Annotated in this window: 14 protein-coding genes; 11 read left to right on the top strand and 3 right to left on the bottom strand. The window is 70.3% G+C overall.

Going from position 1 to position 16,163, the window contains the following annotated elements; translation table 11 throughout:
* Positions 1-34 precede the first annotated feature (34 nt).
* From car to VM306_RS24465, 5 genes are all read left to right on the top strand, one after another.
* Positions 35-3,409 (top strand): carboxylic acid reductase, encoded by a 3,375-nt coding sequence (gene car, locus VM306_RS24485; RefSeq protein WP_325519031.1) that lies wholly within the window; start codon positions 35-37, stop codon positions 3,407-3,409.
* Positions 3,410-3,427: 18 nt separating this feature from the next.
* Positions 3,428-4,849, top strand: a complete 1,422-nt coding sequence (locus tag VM306_RS24480; protein WP_325519029.1) for a GMC family oxidoreductase — start codon at positions 3,428-3,430, stop codon at positions 4,847-4,849.
* A 183-nt stretch (positions 4,850-5,032) separates the two neighbouring features.
* Positions 5,033-6,628: a glycoside hydrolase family 64 protein gene (locus VM306_RS24475; protein ID WP_325519027.1), complete on the top strand. Its 1,596-nt coding sequence runs from the start codon at positions 5,033-5,035 to the stop codon at positions 6,626-6,628.
* A gap of 10 nt (positions 6,629-6,638) precedes the next feature.
* Entirely contained in the window at positions 6,639-6,956 is a 318-nt protein-coding gene (locus tag VM306_RS24470) for a glutaminyl-peptide cyclotransferase (RefSeq protein WP_325519025.1), read from the top strand.
* A 142-nt stretch (positions 6,957-7,098) separates the two neighbouring features.
* Positions 7,099-8,310, top strand: a complete 1,212-nt coding sequence (locus VM306_RS24465; protein WP_325519023.1) for an MFS transporter — start codon at positions 7,099-7,101, stop codon at positions 8,308-8,310.
* 33 nt (positions 8,311-8,343) lie between these two features.
* Here VM306_RS24465 and VM306_RS24460 read toward each other — a convergent pair whose 3' ends face one another.
* Positions 8,344-8,658 carry a hypothetical protein gene (locus VM306_RS24460; RefSeq protein WP_325519021.1) on the bottom strand — a complete coding sequence of 105 codons (315 nt, stop codon included), beginning with the start codon at positions 8,656-8,658 and terminating at the stop codon, positions 8,344-8,346.
* Between VM306_RS24460 and VM306_RS24455 the strand changes: the two genes are divergently transcribed.
* The 5 genes from VM306_RS24455 to VM306_RS24435 all read left to right on the top strand — a co-directional run bounded on the left by VM306_RS24455 (position 8,617) and on the right by VM306_RS24435 (position 13,464).
* Complete coding sequence (locus VM306_RS24455; RefSeq protein WP_325519019.1) at positions 8,617-9,306, top strand: tetratricopeptide repeat protein; 690 nt, start codon at positions 8,617-8,619, stop codon at positions 9,304-9,306. The two genes, VM306_RS24460 and VM306_RS24455, sit on opposite strands and share 42 nt — an antisense overlap.
* A gap of 200 nt (positions 9,307-9,506) precedes the next feature.
* The gene (locus VM306_RS24450; RefSeq protein WP_325519017.1) at positions 9,507-10,490 is read left to right on the top strand and encodes a sensor histidine kinase; all 984 of its coding nucleotides are present in this window, start codon (positions 9,507-9,509) and stop codon (positions 10,488-10,490) included.
* Positions 10,490-11,146 carry a response regulator transcription factor gene (locus VM306_RS24445; RefSeq protein ID WP_325519015.1) on the top strand — a complete coding sequence of 219 codons (657 nt, stop codon included), beginning with the start codon at positions 10,490-10,492 and terminating at the stop codon, positions 11,144-11,146. Before VM306_RS24450 ends, VM306_RS24445 begins: the two co-directional genes overlap by 1 nt.
* A 51-nt stretch (positions 11,147-11,197) precedes the next feature.
* Positions 11,198-12,610, top strand: a complete 1,413-nt coding sequence (locus VM306_RS24440; protein ID WP_325519013.1) for a carboxylesterase/lipase family protein — start codon at positions 11,198-11,200, stop codon at positions 12,608-12,610.
* A 200-nt stretch (positions 12,611-12,810) separates the two neighbouring features.
* The gene (locus VM306_RS24435) at positions 12,811-13,464 is read left to right on the top strand and encodes a response regulator transcription factor (RefSeq protein ID WP_325519011.1); all 654 of its coding nucleotides are present in this window, start codon (positions 12,811-12,813) and stop codon (positions 13,462-13,464) included.
* A 54-nt stretch (positions 13,465-13,518) separates the two neighbouring features.
* On the opposite strand, the gene VM306_RS24430 is transcribed toward VM306_RS24435, so the two are convergent.
* Together VM306_RS24430 and VM306_RS24425 are read right to left on the bottom strand one after the other, a co-directional pair.
* On the bottom strand, positions 13,519-14,472 hold the full coding sequence (locus VM306_RS24430; protein WP_325519009.1) for a Rieske 2Fe-2S domain-containing protein: 954 nt from the start codon (positions 14,470-14,472) through the stop codon (positions 13,519-13,521).
* A 67-nt stretch (positions 14,473-14,539) separates the two neighbouring features.
* Entirely contained in the window at positions 14,540-15,748 is a 1,209-nt protein-coding gene (locus VM306_RS24425; protein WP_325519007.1) for a hypothetical protein, read from the bottom strand.
* Between the two features lie 204 nt (positions 15,749-15,952).
* Here VM306_RS24425 and VM306_RS24420 point away from each other — a divergent pair.
* Positions 15,953-16,163: hypothetical protein (locus VM306_RS24420; protein ID WP_325519005.1), on the top strand; the 211-nt coding region annotated here is incomplete at its 3' end.

Here is a 16,163-nt window from a genome sequence, read left to right as displayed (position 1 = left end):
AAGCGCGTCTCGAATCGCGTGACTGCCCAGCCGGTTGCTGCTAGCGTTCGGCGCTGTTCCCATTCGCGACTCGGAGAGCACATTGCGACTTGCGCGAGTAATGGCGGACGTCTTCGAGCGCTACGGTGAGCGGCCCGCTGTCGGTGAACGCGCGAGGGAGTTCGCGCGGGACGCCCGGACGGGGCGCGTTTCGGTCCGTTTGCTGCCCGGTTATGAGATGACCACCTACCGCGAACTGTGGAGCCGCATCCGCGCGGTGGCGAGCGAATGGCACCACCACCCGCGCCGCCCTCTCGTGGCGGGCGACCGGGTGGCCCTCCTCGGCTTCACGAGCCGCGACTACGCGACTCTGGACTTGGTCTGCGCCTATCTGGGCGTCGTCAGCGTCCCGTTGCAGACCAGTGCGTCGGCCGAGAACCTGATGGCGATCACGGCGGAGACCGAACCGGTCCTCGTCGCCGCGAGCATCGAGCGCCTGGCCGTGGCGTCCGAACTGGTCCTGCGCACGCCTTCCGTCCGGCGGCTGGTGGTGTTCGACTACCACCCGCGCGCCGAGGAGCAGGCGGAACGGTTCGCCGCCGCCCGTGACAGCCTGGCCGAAGCCGGACGCGATGTGGACGTCGTCGCGTTGTCCGAGGTCCTCGACCGCGGCGCGGTCCTGCCCGAGGCACCGCCGTACGTCCCCGGCGACGACGAGGACCCGCTCGCGAAGCTCGTGTACACCTCGGGGAGCACCGGAACGCCCAAGGGCGCGATCTACACCGAGCGGTTGGCCAGGGTGACGTGGGAGGACAGGGCGAAACGGACCCCCGACGGGGGCCTGGTCACCGTCCACTACACACCGCTGAGCCATTTCGCGGGCTACTTCACGCTGACGAACACCTTGGCGCGCGGGGGAACCAGCTGCTTCACGGCCAGCAGCGACCTCTCGACGTTCCTCGAAGATGTCGCTCTCGTGCGGCCCACCGAGCTGTCGCTGGTGCCGCGGGTGTGCGAGATGCTCTACCAGCGCTACCAGAGCGAACTGGACGGCGCCGACCCGGCCGAGGTGCTCACTCGGCTGCGCGAGGACGTCCTCGGAGGGCGCGTCTCCTTCGCCACCTGTGGTTCCGCGCCGCTGTCGGCCACGCTGACCGAGTTCGTCGAGTCACTCCTCGGCGTTCCCCTGTACGACATGTACGGCTCCACGGAGGTCCCGGGCATCGCCGTCAACGGCGTCCTGATGAACCCGCCCGTGATCGACTACAAGCTGGCCGACGTGCCCGAGCTCGGCTACTTCCGCACCGACACCCCGCACCCGCGCGGCGAGCTGCGGGTGAAGGCGGACGGCATCCCCGGCTATTACAGGCAGCCCGAACTGACGGCGGACCTGTTCGACGAGGACGGGTACTACAAGACCGGCGACATCGTCGCGGAGCTCGGCCCACGTCGCATCGCCGTCGTGGACCGCCTGAAGAGCGTCCTGAAGCTGTCCCAGGGCGAGTTCGTGGCCGTCGCCCGGCTCGAGTCCGTCTTCGCCGCCAGTCCGTTGGTGCGGCAGATCTTCTTGTACGGCAACAGCGAACGCTCGTACCTGCTCGCGGTCGTCGTGCCCACCGCGGATGCCCTGGAGCGGTACGGGGACGGCCTCGAACCGTCGCTGATCGAGTCGTTCCGGCAGATCGCGAAGGACACGGGCCTGAAGTCCTACGAGATCCCGCGTGGCCTGCTGGTCGAGACCGAGCCGTTCAGCCAGGCCAACGGGCTGCTGTCGGACCAGCGCAAGTTGTTGTGGCCCAAGCTCGTCGAGCGGTACGGCGAACGACTGGAACAGCTGTACGACGAGATCGCGGCCCGCGAGACCCAGGAGCTGCTCGACCTGCGTCGCACGGGTGCCGACCGGCCGGTTCTGGAGACCGTGCAGCGGGCCGCGCGGGCGCTGCTGGCCGACTCGACGGCGGAGGTGAGTCCCTCCGCGTACTTCCGCGACCTCGGCGGCGACTCGCTGTCGGCGGTGTCGCTGTCGAACCTGGTGCACGACACGTTCGGCGTCCGGGTACCGGTCGACGTCATCATCAGCCCGGCGCACGACCTGCGGCAGCTGGCGGCCTACGTCGAGGCCAAGCGCACGGCCACCGCGACACGGCCCACCTTCGCGTCAGTGCACGGCGAGAACGCCGACGAGGCGCACGCCGAGGATCTCACCCTCGACCGGTTCATCGACGCGGCGACTCTGGACGGCGCCCGCGACCTACCGATTTTGGCCGGGGAGCCGCGCCACGTCCTGCTGACGGGCGCGAGCGGGTACCTGGGGCGTTTCCTCGCCCTCGGCTGGCTCCAGCGACTGGCTCCGGCCGGCGGCAAGCTGACCGTCGTGGTCCGCGGCAAGGACCCGGACGCCGCCAGGCAGCGCCTGATCGACGCCTTCGGCAACGACCCCGATCTGACGCACACGTTCGAGGAACTGGCCGCGGAGCACCTGGAGGTGCTGGCAGGCGACATCGCCGAGCCGCGGCTGGGCTTGGACGAGGCGACGTGGGAACGGCTGACCGGTGAGGTGGACCTGATCGTCCACGCGGGCGCCCTGGTGAACCACGTGCTGCCCTACCGGCATCTGTTCGACGCCAACGTCCTCGGGACCGCGGAGGTCATCCGCCTGTCCCTGACCGCCCGGCTCAAGCCGGTCACGTTCGTCTCCAGCGTGGCGGTGGCCAGGGCGCGCAAGGGGCAGCCCCTCGACGAGGACTCCGACGTGCGCGCCGCGCTGCCGCTCCAGCCCGTCGACGGCGGGTACGCCAGCGGGTACACCACGAGCAAGTGGGCGGGGGAGGTGCTGCTGCGGGAGGCGCACGACCTGTGCGGCCTGCCGGTGACGGTGTTCCGCTCCACCATGATCCTCGCGCACAGCAGGTACGCCGGGCAGCTGAACGTGCACGACATGTTCAGCCGGTTGGTGTTCAGCATCCTCACCACGGGCGTGGCCCCGCGCTCCTTCTACCGCGGTGAAGGGGCTCACTACGACGGCCTGCCGGTCGACTTCACCGCGGCGTCGATCGTCGCGCTGGGGCAGAACACCTCCGGGTTCCGGACCTTCAGCCTGGCGAACCCGCACGACGACGGCATCTCGCTCGACACGTTCGTGGAGTGGCTCGTCGAGGACGGCCACGGCATCGAACGGATCGCGGACCACGGCGACTGGCTCGTGCGCGTCGAAGCCGCCCTGCGCACCCTGCCCGAGGCCCAGCGGCAGTACTCGATCCTCCCGCTGCTGCACGGCTTCCGGGAACCGGAACCGGCGGTGCCCGGTTCGGACGTCCCGTCGGCCCGTTTCCGGGAGGCCGTCCGGGAGACCGGTGACATCCCGCACCTGTCCCGGTCCCTGCTCCGCAAGTACGTGACGGCCCTGCGGAGCCTGACAGCCATCAACTGATTCCGAGGTCTCCTGAACGTGAGCGAGTACGACTACATCGTGGTGGGTGGCGGAAGCGCGGGATGCGTGGTCGCCGCTCGCCTGGCCGAGAACGCGAACGTACTGCTGCTGGAGGCGGGGAGCGCGTCTCCGGTGACCGCCCCGCCGAACAGGTGGCTCTCCCTGCTGGGATCCGAATCGGACTGGCGGGACACGACCCTGCCGGAGCCGGAACTGGGCAGGACCCTCGCCTGGCCGCGCGGGAAAGCGCTGGGCGGCTCGTCCGCCATCAACGGGATGATCTTCGTCCGAGGTCATCGGAGCAGCTACGACTGGGGCAAGGGCTGGGAGTTCGACGACCTGCTGCCGTTCTTCCAGCGCAGTGAGCACGCTCCCACGCGCGACCCGGCCCTGCGCGGCGTCGGCGGCCCCCTGAAGGTCGCCCCGGCCGAGCACCGGCATCCGGCGGCAGCGGCGTTCGTGGACGCGGCCGTGGAAACGGGGCACCGGCGTGCGGCGGACATCAGCGGAGGCCTGGAGGAGGGCGTCGGCTGGGTCGACCTGAACATCGTCGACGGAGTCAGGCAGAGCGCCGCCGACGCCTACCTGGGCTCGCGCGCCACCCTCGAGGTGGTGACGGATGCGGTGGTCCAGCGCGTGGTGCTGGACGGACGCAGGGCCACCGGCGTCGACTACACCGTTGGCGGGCAACGGATCCGTGCCGAAGCCGGCGAAGTCGTGCTGTGCGCGGGCACCATCGGCACCGCTCAGCTGATGATGCTGAGCGGGATCGGCCCCGCCGGCCACCTGCGTGACAGGGGCATCGACGTCGTCGCGGACCTGCCGGGCGTGGGCGAGAATGTGCACGATCATCCCCTTTCGTTCGTGATGTACACCGGTGCGCGACCGATACCGGAGGGCTCGAACAACAACGTCGAGGTGCTCGCGTTGCTGCGCAGCGATCCCGGACTGGACGCTCCGGACCTGCAGTCCTGCCTGTCGGCGCCGGCGGGCGAGAACGGCTACGTGATCACGGTGTCCCTGATGACCCCGTACAGCCGCGGACGGCTTCGCCTGAGCGACCGGGGAGTCGCGCTGGAACCGCGGTACCTGACCGATGCGCGGGACATGACCGCGATGGTCAGCGGAATGCGGCTGGCACGCGAGATCGGCGCGGCGAGCGCCCTGAAACCGTGGCGTGGACAGGAACTCGAGTCAGGCGGCGAGGACTACGTCAGAGCGACCACGGGGCCGTACTACCACTACGTCGGCACGTGCAAGCTGGGCACGGACGAGATGTCCGTAGTGGACCACGATCTGCGCGTGCACGGCATCGAGGGCCTGCGGATCGCGGACGCCTCGGTGATCCCGCGGATCCCGTCGGCCAACACCTACGCGACCGTGATCGCGATCGCGGAGCGGGCCGCGAGCCTCGTCGGCGGAGCCGCGCCCGTGCGGTGACCTGGTGCTCCGCGGTCGGGTGGCTCTCGTTCTCCCTTCCCGGTATTGACAGAGCTCCCCTGTGCGAACAACCATGGAAGCGCTCTCATAACCGGTCTGGACCAGTTCTCGGAGCGGAGGCACCCGACCGCCCTGAAGCCGGTCGGGGGTCTGCGGACAGAGCACCCCTGCACAAGGAGTCACATGCGCACCCGAACGAAGTGGTTGAGCGCGCTCGCCGCACTGGCGGCGACCGCGGCGGCGGCTGTCGCGATCCCACAGGCACAGGCGATAGGCCCCGACCTGCTGCCGCTCAACGTCACCAACAACAGCGGCCGATCCGAGGCCGTGCACCTGTACGTCCTGGGCACCGACATCCGCAGCGGGCGCCTCGGCTACGTCAACCAGGCGGGCGCCTTCACGCCGTGGTCGCCCGGCGGCAACCCGCCCACCCCCGCACCGGACGTGTCGATCGCCGGCCCCGGTCCCGGCGGCACCGCCACGCTGCGCGTGCCCCGGTTCATCTCCGGCCGCGTCTACATGTCCTTCGGCGACAAGCTGAAGTTCTTCCTGACGCCCGACGGCCTGGTGCAGCCGGCGCCGTGGGCGTCCGGCGACCCGAACAGCGGCATCCTGTTCGACTGGAGCGAGTTCACCTACAACGACGCAGGCCTGTGGCTGAACAGCTCCCAGGTGGACATGTTCGCCGTCCCGCACGCCGTGACCGTGACGGGCGCGAGCGGCACGACGAAGAAGACCGGCGAACTGAAGTCCGGCGGCCGTGACGCCGTCATCAACGGCATCCGCAACCAGGCGGGCTGGGCCGGGTCGATCATGTCCCGTTCGGACGGCACCGTCCTGCGCGTGCTGGCGCCGGGCAAGGCGGCCGACGTCGGCAACTTCGACCGCAACTACCTGGACTCGTACATCACCCAGGCCTGGAACGCGTACACGACCAAAACGCTGACCGTGCAACCGTTCGGCGACCGCCCGGACGTGAAGTACTTCGGCCGCACCTCCGGCAACACCATGAACTTCACGAACTCCGCCGGACAGCAGGTGGCATCGTTCACCAAGCCGTCCACGGCGAACGTGTGGGGCTGTGACGGCGCACTGGGCGCACCCAACGACCAGGTGGTGGGCCCGATCGCCCGCACCCTGTGCGCAGCCCTGCACCGCACCACGCTGGGCCGCATCGACGTCCAGCCCGGCGGCGGCCCGGCCGACTTCTACCAGGGCACCATCACCAACCACTACTCGCGACTGGTGCACCAGAACATGGTGGACGGCAAGGCCTACGGCTTCGCCTTCGACGACGTGCAGGCCCAGGAGTCACTGGTGCACGACGGCGACCCGCGCTCGGCGGGCATCATCCTCACCCCGTTCAGCGGCGGCTCCACCCCTCCGCCCGCGAGCAACTTCAGCAGCATCGTCAGCGACTGGCACGGCAAGTGCATCGACGTGCCGAACTGGAACTTCGCCGACGGCCAGCGCCTGATCGTGTGGAACTGCACGGGCGGCACGAACCAGAAGTTCGAGTTCGCGAACGGCACCCTCCGCACCGAGAACAACAAGTGCGTGGACGTGGCATGGGGCTCCACGGCCAACGGCGCGGCCGTGCAGCTCGCGACCTGCTCCGGAAACCCGGCCCAGCAGTTCGTGCTGTCCAGCGCGGGCGACCTGGTGAACCCGCAGGCGAACAAGTGCGTGGACATCGCGGACTGGAACCCGAACAACGACGCGGTCCTGCACATGTGGGACTGCGTGGGCGGCGCCAACCAGAAGTGGCACCGCGCCTGACGCCAGTCGTGTGACATCCGTACCCGACGCCGGGGCGCCCTGTACGCCCCGGCGTCTCCCTTGTTCCAGCGTTTCTCGCCGACGAGCCGCAAGGCTCGGCGAACTCCGCTGCGCGACCGCCGACGGTCGTCCGCAGGTGTGGGCGGCGGTCACGAGCACGGACTGGATGATCCGCGTGAACCTCGCCTCCGGCACCGTGACCGCGGACGCCGACCTCACCGCCATCACCGTCGCCGAACTGCCGACAGGCCGCGACCAGGTGATCGGGGGCATCGCGGCCGGGGACTGTGGCTCGTCGGCAGGCACTACCACCACCGCTACCGCGTAGGGCTGCATCCCCGGCCACGAACTTCGCGAGCGGTTGTTCCCCTCAGGCGGGCAAAGCTCGGGTGATAACGTCTCAGCCCGTCCAGCGAACCCGACTTCGACCGCGACGCGCGGCCGTGACCTCCGGAGAGCCTGCCGTCCGCTTGCTGACTCCACTGCGGGAACGACGCTTCGCGCTGTACCTGATCGGCCAGCTGCTCTCCCAGATCGGTGACGGCATCTACCTCGTCACGCTGCCCTTCGTCGTGCTCAACCAGGGCGGCGGCCCCGCGAACCTGGGCGTGGTGCTGGCCTGTTACGGAGCGGCCAGGCTTGCCTTCCTCCCGGTGGGCGGAGCACTGGCCGACCGCTTGGGCGCCCGCCCGGTGATGCTCGCCGCGGACGCGCTCCGAGCCGTCGTCGTGCTCGGTTTCGTCGTCCTCACCGCCAATGGCCACATCCCCCTCTGGGCCATGATCACGGTCGCGGTCCCGTTCGGCGTCCTCGGCGGAATCTTCATGCCGGCCTCGTTCGCCGTACTACCGCGAATCGTGCGTCCTGAGTCGCTCGCCGCGGGCAACTCCCTGATCCAGATCATGCAGAGCACGTCGAGGATCACCGGCCCCGCGCTGGGTGGAATGCTCGTCGCGTCACTCAAAAGCGGTGTGGGGCTGCTGATCGACGCGATCACCTTCCTGGTGTCCAGCCTGACCCTGATGGCGATCCGACCGTCCAGAACGACGGTGGGAACAGCCACTCAGCACACCGAAGACAGCGACCCACTGCGGACTTGGCGATCGGTGCTGGGGTATGCCGCCGGCTCACCCCTGGTGAGGATGACCCTGCTGACCACGCTCGTGTTCAACCTCGCCGCTGTCGGCTTGATCGAGGTCGCACTCCCGATCTTCGCCCAGGACTCGCTGAACCGAGGAGCCCTGGGGTTCGGGGTCATGATGACCGGCCTCGGTGCCGGCTCGGTCATCGGAGCACTGCTGGGCCCGGCACTCCTGCGCCTGCGCCGCCGCGGACTGATCGCGCTCTGCCTCGGCATCGCAGAGGGACTTGCCATGACGGCCATCCCGGTGGGCCCGTCGCTGGCGACGGCAACCGCGGCGATGTTCACCGCCGCGTCCTTGCAAGCCGCGGTGAACGTCTTCTACATGACGATGCTCCAGCAGACAGTGCCCGCCCGAGCGCTGGGGAGAGTGATGAGCCTGCTGGCCACCTGCGCCGGTCTCGCCTACCCCGCCTCCGCGTTGCTCACGGGAACCGCACTGGGCACGACCGACCCGGAGGTCGTGATCATCCTCGCCGGACTGGGCGTGGCGGCGGCCTTCGCGGTCGGGTTCTTCAGCAGGCCGTACCGGAACCTCTGAGCACACGCCGAGGCGCGTCTTCGGAGAACCGCGTCACATGATGATGTCGAACATGCTCCAGCCGAAGCCGAGTTCCTCGCCCTGGCTGTAGGGCCGGCCGTTGTCGCGGATGATGTTGTTGGCGTACAGCCACATCGAGCCGTCGGCGGGCTTGCGCGCCACCATGTCCGTGTAGCCGTCACCGGTCACGTCCGCGGTCAGGACGATGTCGAAGCCGTTCCAGCCGTGGCCGATCTCCTGGCCATGGCCGAACGCCTGTCCGACGACCTCGGCGCCTGGCTGCGGGGCGAGGAACCGGCGCTCGCGGTGGCGGTCGAACGCGCCGCCGCCACCGGCCTGCGCCGGCACGTGTGCGACTTCGTCTCGGCCCACGCCGCGATCGAGCAGGCGTCCAACTCCTACGACCTCCGCGACCGGATCATCGGCGTCGCGATGACGTCGGCCCGGCACGTCGGCGACCCCGGCCTCGCCGCGGACGTGCTGGCCGAACTGGCGCGCCTGCGGTTCTTCCAGGACCGTTTCGCCGAGGCCCGCCAGATCTTCGGCGAGGCGCTGGGCCGCTACCGCGACCTGCACGACGTGCGAGGCCAGGCCGCCTCGCTCACCATGCACTCCTACGCCGTGCGCGCACACGCCAAGGCGCAGATGCGGATGGGCCGCAGCGCGGAGGCGTTGCCCCGGCTCGAAGCGGCGCTCGCCACAGTCCGCGGCAAGGACGACCGCTGGGGCCAGGCCATCACCCTGCGCGTCCTGGGCCAGCTGCACCTGGCAGAGGGACGGTTGGACCTCGCGCAGGACTACCTCGACGCGGCGATGTCGATCTGGGACGCCATGGAGACACCACTGTGGCGGGCGCGCACCGAGTACGACCTGGCGCTGCTGCACCGGCGCCGGGGTGACGCGGAGGCGGCGGACACGGCGTTCACGCATGCCCGGTCGGTGTTCCACGAGCGAGGGGCACGGGAGTACACGGAGCACGTCGAGCTGCCGGTGTAGCCGTCGGCGTCCTGCGCGGCACGGCCTGAGCGCAACGGCCACCGCGCCGCGCCGGCACCTCGTCCAGGTACGCCACACACGCAGCACAAAGCTGCGCGACAATTCGGTCTGCTCGCCAGCGGACACGGGGTCGCAGGGACTAGCAGCACCTCATTCGCGAGAGCGAGGTCAGCGAGAGGGCCTGTCGGCATACTGGCGGCGTGCGCACACGTGACCTGGTGTTGGCCGCGGTGGTGGTGGCCGCGACGGTGATGCCGGTCGCGCTGAACGCGGGCTGGCAGGCGATCGCCCTCGCGGTGGGCGCGTCCGTGCCGGTGTTGTGGCTGCATCGCAGCCCGCTGCTCGTCGGGCTGACCGTCGGACTCGCGACCACGGCGCTCGCGACGTTCTACGTGGCGCCGGTCATCCCCGCCGGTCCGCTGGCCGCGCTGTACGTGATCGCGGCGTCGAGCCCGGCCCCGTGGCGGCTCGCCTCGGTGCTGCTCGCGGCCGGCGGCGTGACGGTGTCGCTGGTCGTGCCCGGCGACGACGACCTGGCCACCTACCGCTACCTGGCCGTGGCGTACGCGGCGGCCTACGTGCTCGGCACCAGCACGAGGGCGCGGCGGGCACAGGCCGCCGAGGCCGCCGCGCGGGAACGCACCCGGATCGCCCGCGAGATGCACGACGTGCTCACGCACTCCGTGGGCATGATGATCGTGCAGGCCGAAGCGGGGCCGCTGGTCGTGTCGTCTGATCCGGACCGGGCGGTGGCCGCGTTCGAGGCGATCGCGACCACCGGGCGCGGTGCCGTCGCCCAGCTGCGCGAGGTCGTGCACGCGTTGCGGTCACCAGGAATCGACTCGCTCGACGAACTGGTCGCCGGACGAGCGTCGCTGGAGGTGGTGGGCGTGCCGCGACCGGTGTCGTCCGAAGTGGACGCCGCGGTGTACCGGATCGTCCAGGAGTCGCTGACCAACGCCACCCGGCACGCGCGGGCGCGGGCGGTGAGCGTGCGGGTGCGGTGGCAGCGGCGGACGGTGGCGGTGGACGTGGTCGACGACGGCAGAGGGCCCGCGGGCGGGGACGGGTTCGGGTTGCTCGGCATGCGGGAACGGGTGGCCGCCTGCGGAGGGAGTGTGCGGACCGGGCCCGGCCCGCGGGGGACGGGGTTCGCCGTGCACGCGACTCTGCCGACGACCTGATGCTGCGCGTGCTGGTGGTCGACGACCAGGACCTGTTCCGCGGCGGCTTCGCGATGATCCTCGACGCGCAACCGGACATGACCGTCGCGGGCGAGGCGGCCGACGGCGCCGAGGCCGTCAGACTGGCCGTCGAACTGGAACCCGACATCGTGCTGATGGACATCCGGATGCCCGGCGTGGACGGGGTCACCGCGACCCACGAGATCTGCGCGCGCACGAAAGCCAGGGTGCTCGTGCTGACGATGTTCGACGTCGACGAGTACGTCTACGCCGCGCTCGCGGCGGGCGCGAGCGGGTTCCTGCTCAAGGACATCCGGCGCTACCAGCTCGTCGACGGCGTCCGCGTCGTCGCCGCCGGGGACGCGCTGCTCGCCCCCAGCGTGACCCGCCGGCTCGTCGCGGACCTCTCCCGGCGCGGCCACGCGGTCCCGGCACTGGTGGCACGGCTGGCAGAGCTGACCGAACGCGAGCGCGACACGTTGCGGCAACTCGCCCGCGGCCTGTCCAACGCGGAGATCGCCGCGGCGTTGTTCCTCAGCGAGCACACGGTGAAAACCCACGTCAGCAACCTGCTGGGCAAGCTCGGGCTGCGCGACCGCGCCCAGGCCGTCGTGTTCGCCTACGAGTCGGGTCTGGTCATCGCGGGCGAGCACTGAACCGCTCTCACCGGCGATCCGCCAGAGGCCGCGGGAGCAGAGCCTGAACGCATGAAACTGATCATCCTCGTGGCCGCGCTGCTGCTCTCACACGCACCCGCGGCCGTGGCAGCAGCACCCATTTGCACCACGACGACCTCGCTGGGCACCGTCGCGGGCCGGGTCGCCGGCGGACTCTGCGTCTACCGCGGCATCCGCTACGCCGACGCGCCCCGATCCCAGCCACCCGTCCCGGCGAAGCCCTGGCACGGCACGTTCCAGGCGACGGACACCAGCGCCGTCTGCCCCCAGTTCCGCGACTCGATCTCCGAGGAATATCCCGACGACCGGCCGGTCTACCTCGACGAGGACTGCCTGCGCCTGAACGTGTGGGCCCCGCGCACCCCCGGCAGGCACCCGGTGATCGTCTTCATCCACGGCGGCGCCGCGCGGTTCGGCACGGCCGGCGAACCGCGCTACGACGGCTCCGGACTCGCCCGCGACGCGGTCGTGGTGACGATCAACTACCGCCTGGGCCTGCTGGGCGCGAACAACCTGTTCCTGCGCGACCAGATCACCGCGCTGGACTGGGTGCGCGACCACATCGGCTCCTTCGGCGGTGACGCCGGCAACGTCACGGCGATGGGCGAGTCCGAGGGCGCGTTCTCGCTGAGCGCGATGCTCGCGACCGACCACCCGCAACGCCTGTTCCGCCGGGTGGTCCTGCAGAGCGGCTCCGGCTACCTCGTGCACTCCAAGCCGCAGCAGCACGTCGACCTGACCGGCATGAGCACCCTGCAAGTGCTGCAACGACAGGAAGAACTCGTCGGCACCCAACCGCTGACCGGCGCCGTCTACTTCGGACCCCACGTCGACGGCGACCTGGTGCGCCAACCCGTGATCGACGCCGTCGAAGCCGGAAACGCCCGCGGCGTCGACGTCCTGATCGGCTCCAACCGCGACGAGATCGCCTACTTCGCCCAGTTCGACCCGTCCATCGCGCACCTGACACCGGAGCAGTACCGGGTGTTCTTCCCGGCTGAACTCAATCTGGACAAGGTCGCCGCCGCCTACCCGGACGGACCGGGCAAGTCCCTGGAGATGCTCACCGACCAGACCATGCGCGTCCCCGCGACCCGGCTCGCACAGGCCCAGGCACGCTGGGCCAGGAGCTACCTCTACCAGTTCGACTGGGGCCCGGCCGTGCACACCGCCGAACTGCCGTTCGTCTTCGGGACCCTGAGCTTCACCGGGATCGCAGGAGGCGCCGAGGCGTTCCACGCGAACCCCGGCGCCGCACGCGCGCTGTCGGCCGGCATGCGCCACGCGTGGACGTCGTTCGCCCGCACCGGTGACCCCGGCTGGCCGCAGTACCGCCAGGGGCGCGCCACCCGGATCTGGGACACACCGTCCCGCCTCGCGTTCGCCCCGCGCGAGGCGGAACGCGCCGCCTGGGACGACTACGACTTCCGGTTCTTCCAGTGAGCCGTCACTGACAGAGGTCGCCGGGGTTGGCGTTCTAACAGTCGTCTCAGGTCCGCTCGGTATGAAGTAGGCGTCGCCGGGCGACGCGGTCTCGGCCTCGGCGGCATCGCCGAACTGCCGCGCTACGGCGGCACGGTCAGCGCCGGCTCCGCACCGGACGGCGGCTGGACCGTCCACGCGACCCTGGAAGGCGGCAAGTCATGATCTCTGTGCTCGTGGTGGACGCCCAGCCGCTGCAGCGCTTCGGGTTTCGCGTGCTGCTGGAGAGCAGCCCCGACACCGAGATCGTCGGCGAGGCCGAGACCGGCGCCGAGGCCGTTCGGCGGACCACCGAGCTGCGTCCCGACGTGGTGCTGATGGACATCCGCATGCCGGGCGTCGACGGGATCGAGGCCACCCGGCGCATCGCCGCCGCCGGTGGGCGTTCGCGGATCCTCGTGCTGACGACGTTCGACGTGGACCGGTACGCGTTCGCCGTGCTGCGGGCCGGGGCGAGCGGTTTCCTGCTCGAGGACACCCGCCCGGAGGAGCTGCTCGCCGGCATCCGGGCCGTCGCCGCCGGGGACGCGGTGATCGCGCCCGCGCTGACCCGGCGGCTGCTCGACCGGCTCGACGACGACCTCTGCGGGCCCGTGCGGGAGGATCCCCGGCTTGCCTCCCTGACCTGCCGCGAGCGCGAGATCCTCGTCGCCATCGGCCACGGCCTCACCAACGGCGAGATCGCGCGACGGTTCACGCTGTCGGAGTCGACGGTGAAGACCCACGTCGGACGGGTCTTCACCAAGATCGGTGCACGGGACCGGATCCAGGCCGTCATCCTCGCCTACGACCTGAGACTCACCCGGCCGGTTTAGCGCTTCACCTCGCGCGTCCGCCGGGGGTGCGACCGCGGTTCCCAGCCACGAAGATCAGGCGAGCACGACCTGGCCCTCGACGACCTTGATCGGGATCTTGGTCAGCGGTGTGGGTGCCGGCCCTCCGGTCACCTGTCCTTTCTCGTCGTAGGTGGCGCCGTGGCAAGGGCACCGGAATCCAGGGCCGACGTAGGAGACCGGGCAGCCCTGATGACTGCAGGTGGCGTTGAACGCCAGGAAGGTGTCCTGCGCCGGGCGCAGGAGATGGGCGGGCGTCCCGTCCGGCATCGTGAAGCTCTTCGACGAGCCGACGGCGATGTCGTCGACCGCGGCGATCACCGGGCCGTGGCTCACCGAGTCCGCAGGCGAGCCGGCAGGGCGCCGGGCGAGTGCCAGCACGCTGCCCGCGGTGACCCCGGCGGCGGTCGCCGCCCCCGCGATCAGGCCGCTCCGCAGCACCGTGCGCCGCTCGACGTCGTCCCGCACCGTCCCGTCTTCCTCCGGCGTGGGGTGCACCGGCAGGCCGAGCCCGTGCCGCACCCTCGCACGCAGCCGGGCACTCAGTGACAACACCCCGGCGTCGCCCGCGATCAGCAACGGGGTCCAGGCGAAGGCGAACACGATGTCGGCCCCGACGTAGTACGGGCGAGTCGTCCAGCTCACCGTCAGGAGGAAGCTGAGCGAGAGGAGGACACCGCCGAGCGCGGCGAGCCGGGTGAACAGCCCGAGCAGGGTGGCGAGCCCGACCGCGATCTCCCCGAAAGCGATCGCCAGCCCGGCGACGGTCGCGTGGTCGGCGGCCAGCGAGACCAGCGGGCCGATCGGGGAGGTCGCGGCGGCGTTCACCATCTGCGCGTGGACACCGAGTGGGGAGGTGTCGTCCAAGTAGTGCGTGTCGAGGAGCTTGGAGAGACCGGCGTAGGCGAAGGTGCCACCCAGAAAAGCACGCAGCGGCAACAACACCCAGACCGGCGACCGCCTCGGGGAATCCAAACGCAGCCGGGTCATGTCGTGGCCGGGCACACCGTCGTGGGCTGAGACACCTCAGTGATTTCACGCATGTTCGACCCTCACGTCAGGACTTGCGGGGGGAGACCGTCATGATGCCCGTGCACATCTCGTCGCTGGTGCCGTCGCCCCACACCACGTAGCGAGGCGGCAGCTTGCTCAGCTGCGGCAGCTGTTTGCGCAGCCCCGCGTCGTGCGTGCACGTCACCCGCAGCGTGTCTCCCGGATTGATGTCCACCGGTGACGGCAGCTTCAGCAGCCGCTGGTTGTCGAAGTCGAACTGCGGCACGTCCAGCAGGACCTTGGCGTTCGGCTTGCCCGGGTTGAGTTCGACCTTGATGGCCCGGCCGAGCAGGTGCATGTGGCCGAAACCGGCGAACAGCGTCATCGGCGCCTCCACCTCGTGGTCGCAGGTCTGGGTGTTGCCGGGCTTCGGCGCGCCGCCCTGGTTGCACTCCTGCACCTGGCGGTCCGCCATCTCGCCGGTGTCCGCCCCGAACCGCTTCGTCACGTCCGCGATCGAGGCCGCGCGGTCGCAGAGCGGACCCGACTCGCCGGCGGTGCAGGGCAGCTCGGTCGGCGCGGAGAGCGGCCACGTGTCGAGTTCCCGGGTCTGCGGGGTGCCGTCCGTCAGCCGCAGCCGCACCGCCGAGCGGTCCGACCCGCCCGGCTTGCCGTCGGTCGCGAGCAGGTTGTAGTGCATCTGGAGGACGATCAGGCTGCCTGGCTCCAGCTTGAAGCCGGCGTCCTGGTCGAGCAGCGTCTCCGCGGCGCCCGGCGCCCAGGTGTCCACCCAGGTCGCGTCCCCCTCCTCCACTTCGGCACCGTCCACGCCGGTCCCGCCGAAGCACTGCCAGCCGAGGCCGGGGGTCTTCTCGTCGTGCTCGCGCACGGCGGCAGCACCGCCCGGCGGCACCGCGTACACGATGCCGTGGTGTGCGATGGCGACGTTCTCCGGCGTGACCTGCGTCCCGGTCACGAACGCCGCCTTGGTCAGGCCCGGATCGATGACCTGGCACCGGTACTCGTCCGTGCCGCCGCCCTCCGGTGGCGCGGGCGTGTAGGCCTCGGCCATCTTCAGGTCGAGGAACCGCTCGCCGGCGCGCAGTGGCTGCGGTGGGGCCGATGACTCACCTGTGTGCGCGTGGTGCGAGCCGGACGGGACGGGCGCCGCACCGTTGCCGGTGTTCGACCCGCAGGCCACGACAGCGAACGCCGTCGCCAGCGCCACGGTGGCCGCCCCAAACCTCCACAGTGGACTATCACGTTTGGTCATGGCCTGAACGCTAGGGCCAAATCCGTTCCGTTTCGTCGTACCGCGGTCGTCACTTCGGGAGGGAGGCGGTACGACGGTACTACTCCCTGAGTCCTCTTAGGACTACCGACGGGCCTGAGCACCGCATTAACGGTCCTCTCAGATTCGCTCGGTAGGAAGTCGTCGCCAGACAGGCGAAGTGACACGTACGTAGGAGGCTCGTGAATGGCAGTCAACGCAGCGCCGTCCGGGAAAACACCGGCCGGTCGGCTGGCAGGCCGGTGGGTGCCGTGGCTGGTGATCGGCTTGTGGTTGGTGCTGACGGTCGTCATGGGGCCGTTGAGCGGAAAGCTGAGTTCGGTCACCACCGACAAAGCCGCGGACACCCTGCCGGCCGGCGCCGAGTCCACCAAGGTCGCGGTGCTGGAGGACAGTC

It is taken from the genome of Lentzea sp. (genome assembly GCF_035525475.1).
GTDB lineage: Bacteria > Actinomycetota > Actinomycetes > Mycobacteriales > Pseudonocardiaceae > Lentzea.
Note: the sequence above shows the minus strand (reverse complement) of the source record. Positions and strands in the feature narration are given on the sequence as shown.

What these genes read in the sequence shown, in the direction of transcription:
- VM306_RS24425 (WP_325519007.1), bottom strand. Translation starts at nt 15,748, where the DNA reads ATGACCAAACGTGATAGTCCACTGTGGAGGTTTGGGGCGGCCACCGTG.
- VM306_RS24445 (WP_325519015.1), top strand. Translation starts at nt 10,490, where the DNA reads ATGCTGCGCGTGCTGGTGGTCGACGACCAGGACCTGTTCCGCGGCGGC.
- VM306_RS24440 (WP_325519013.1), top strand. Translation starts at nt 11,198, where the DNA reads ATGAAACTGATCATCCTCGTGGCCGCGCTGCTGCTCTCACACGCACCC.
- VM306_RS24475 (WP_325519027.1), top strand. Translation starts at nt 5,033, where the DNA reads ATGCGCACCCGAACGAAGTGGTTGAGCGCGCTCGCCGCACTGGCGGCG.
- VM306_RS24435 (WP_325519011.1), top strand. Translation starts at nt 12,811, where the DNA reads ATGATCTCTGTGCTCGTGGTGGACGCCCAGCCGCTGCAGCGCTTCGGG.
- VM306_RS24430 (WP_325519009.1), bottom strand. Translation starts at nt 14,472, where the DNA reads ATGACCCGGCTGCGTTTGGATTCCCCGAGGCGGTCGCCGGTCTGGGTG.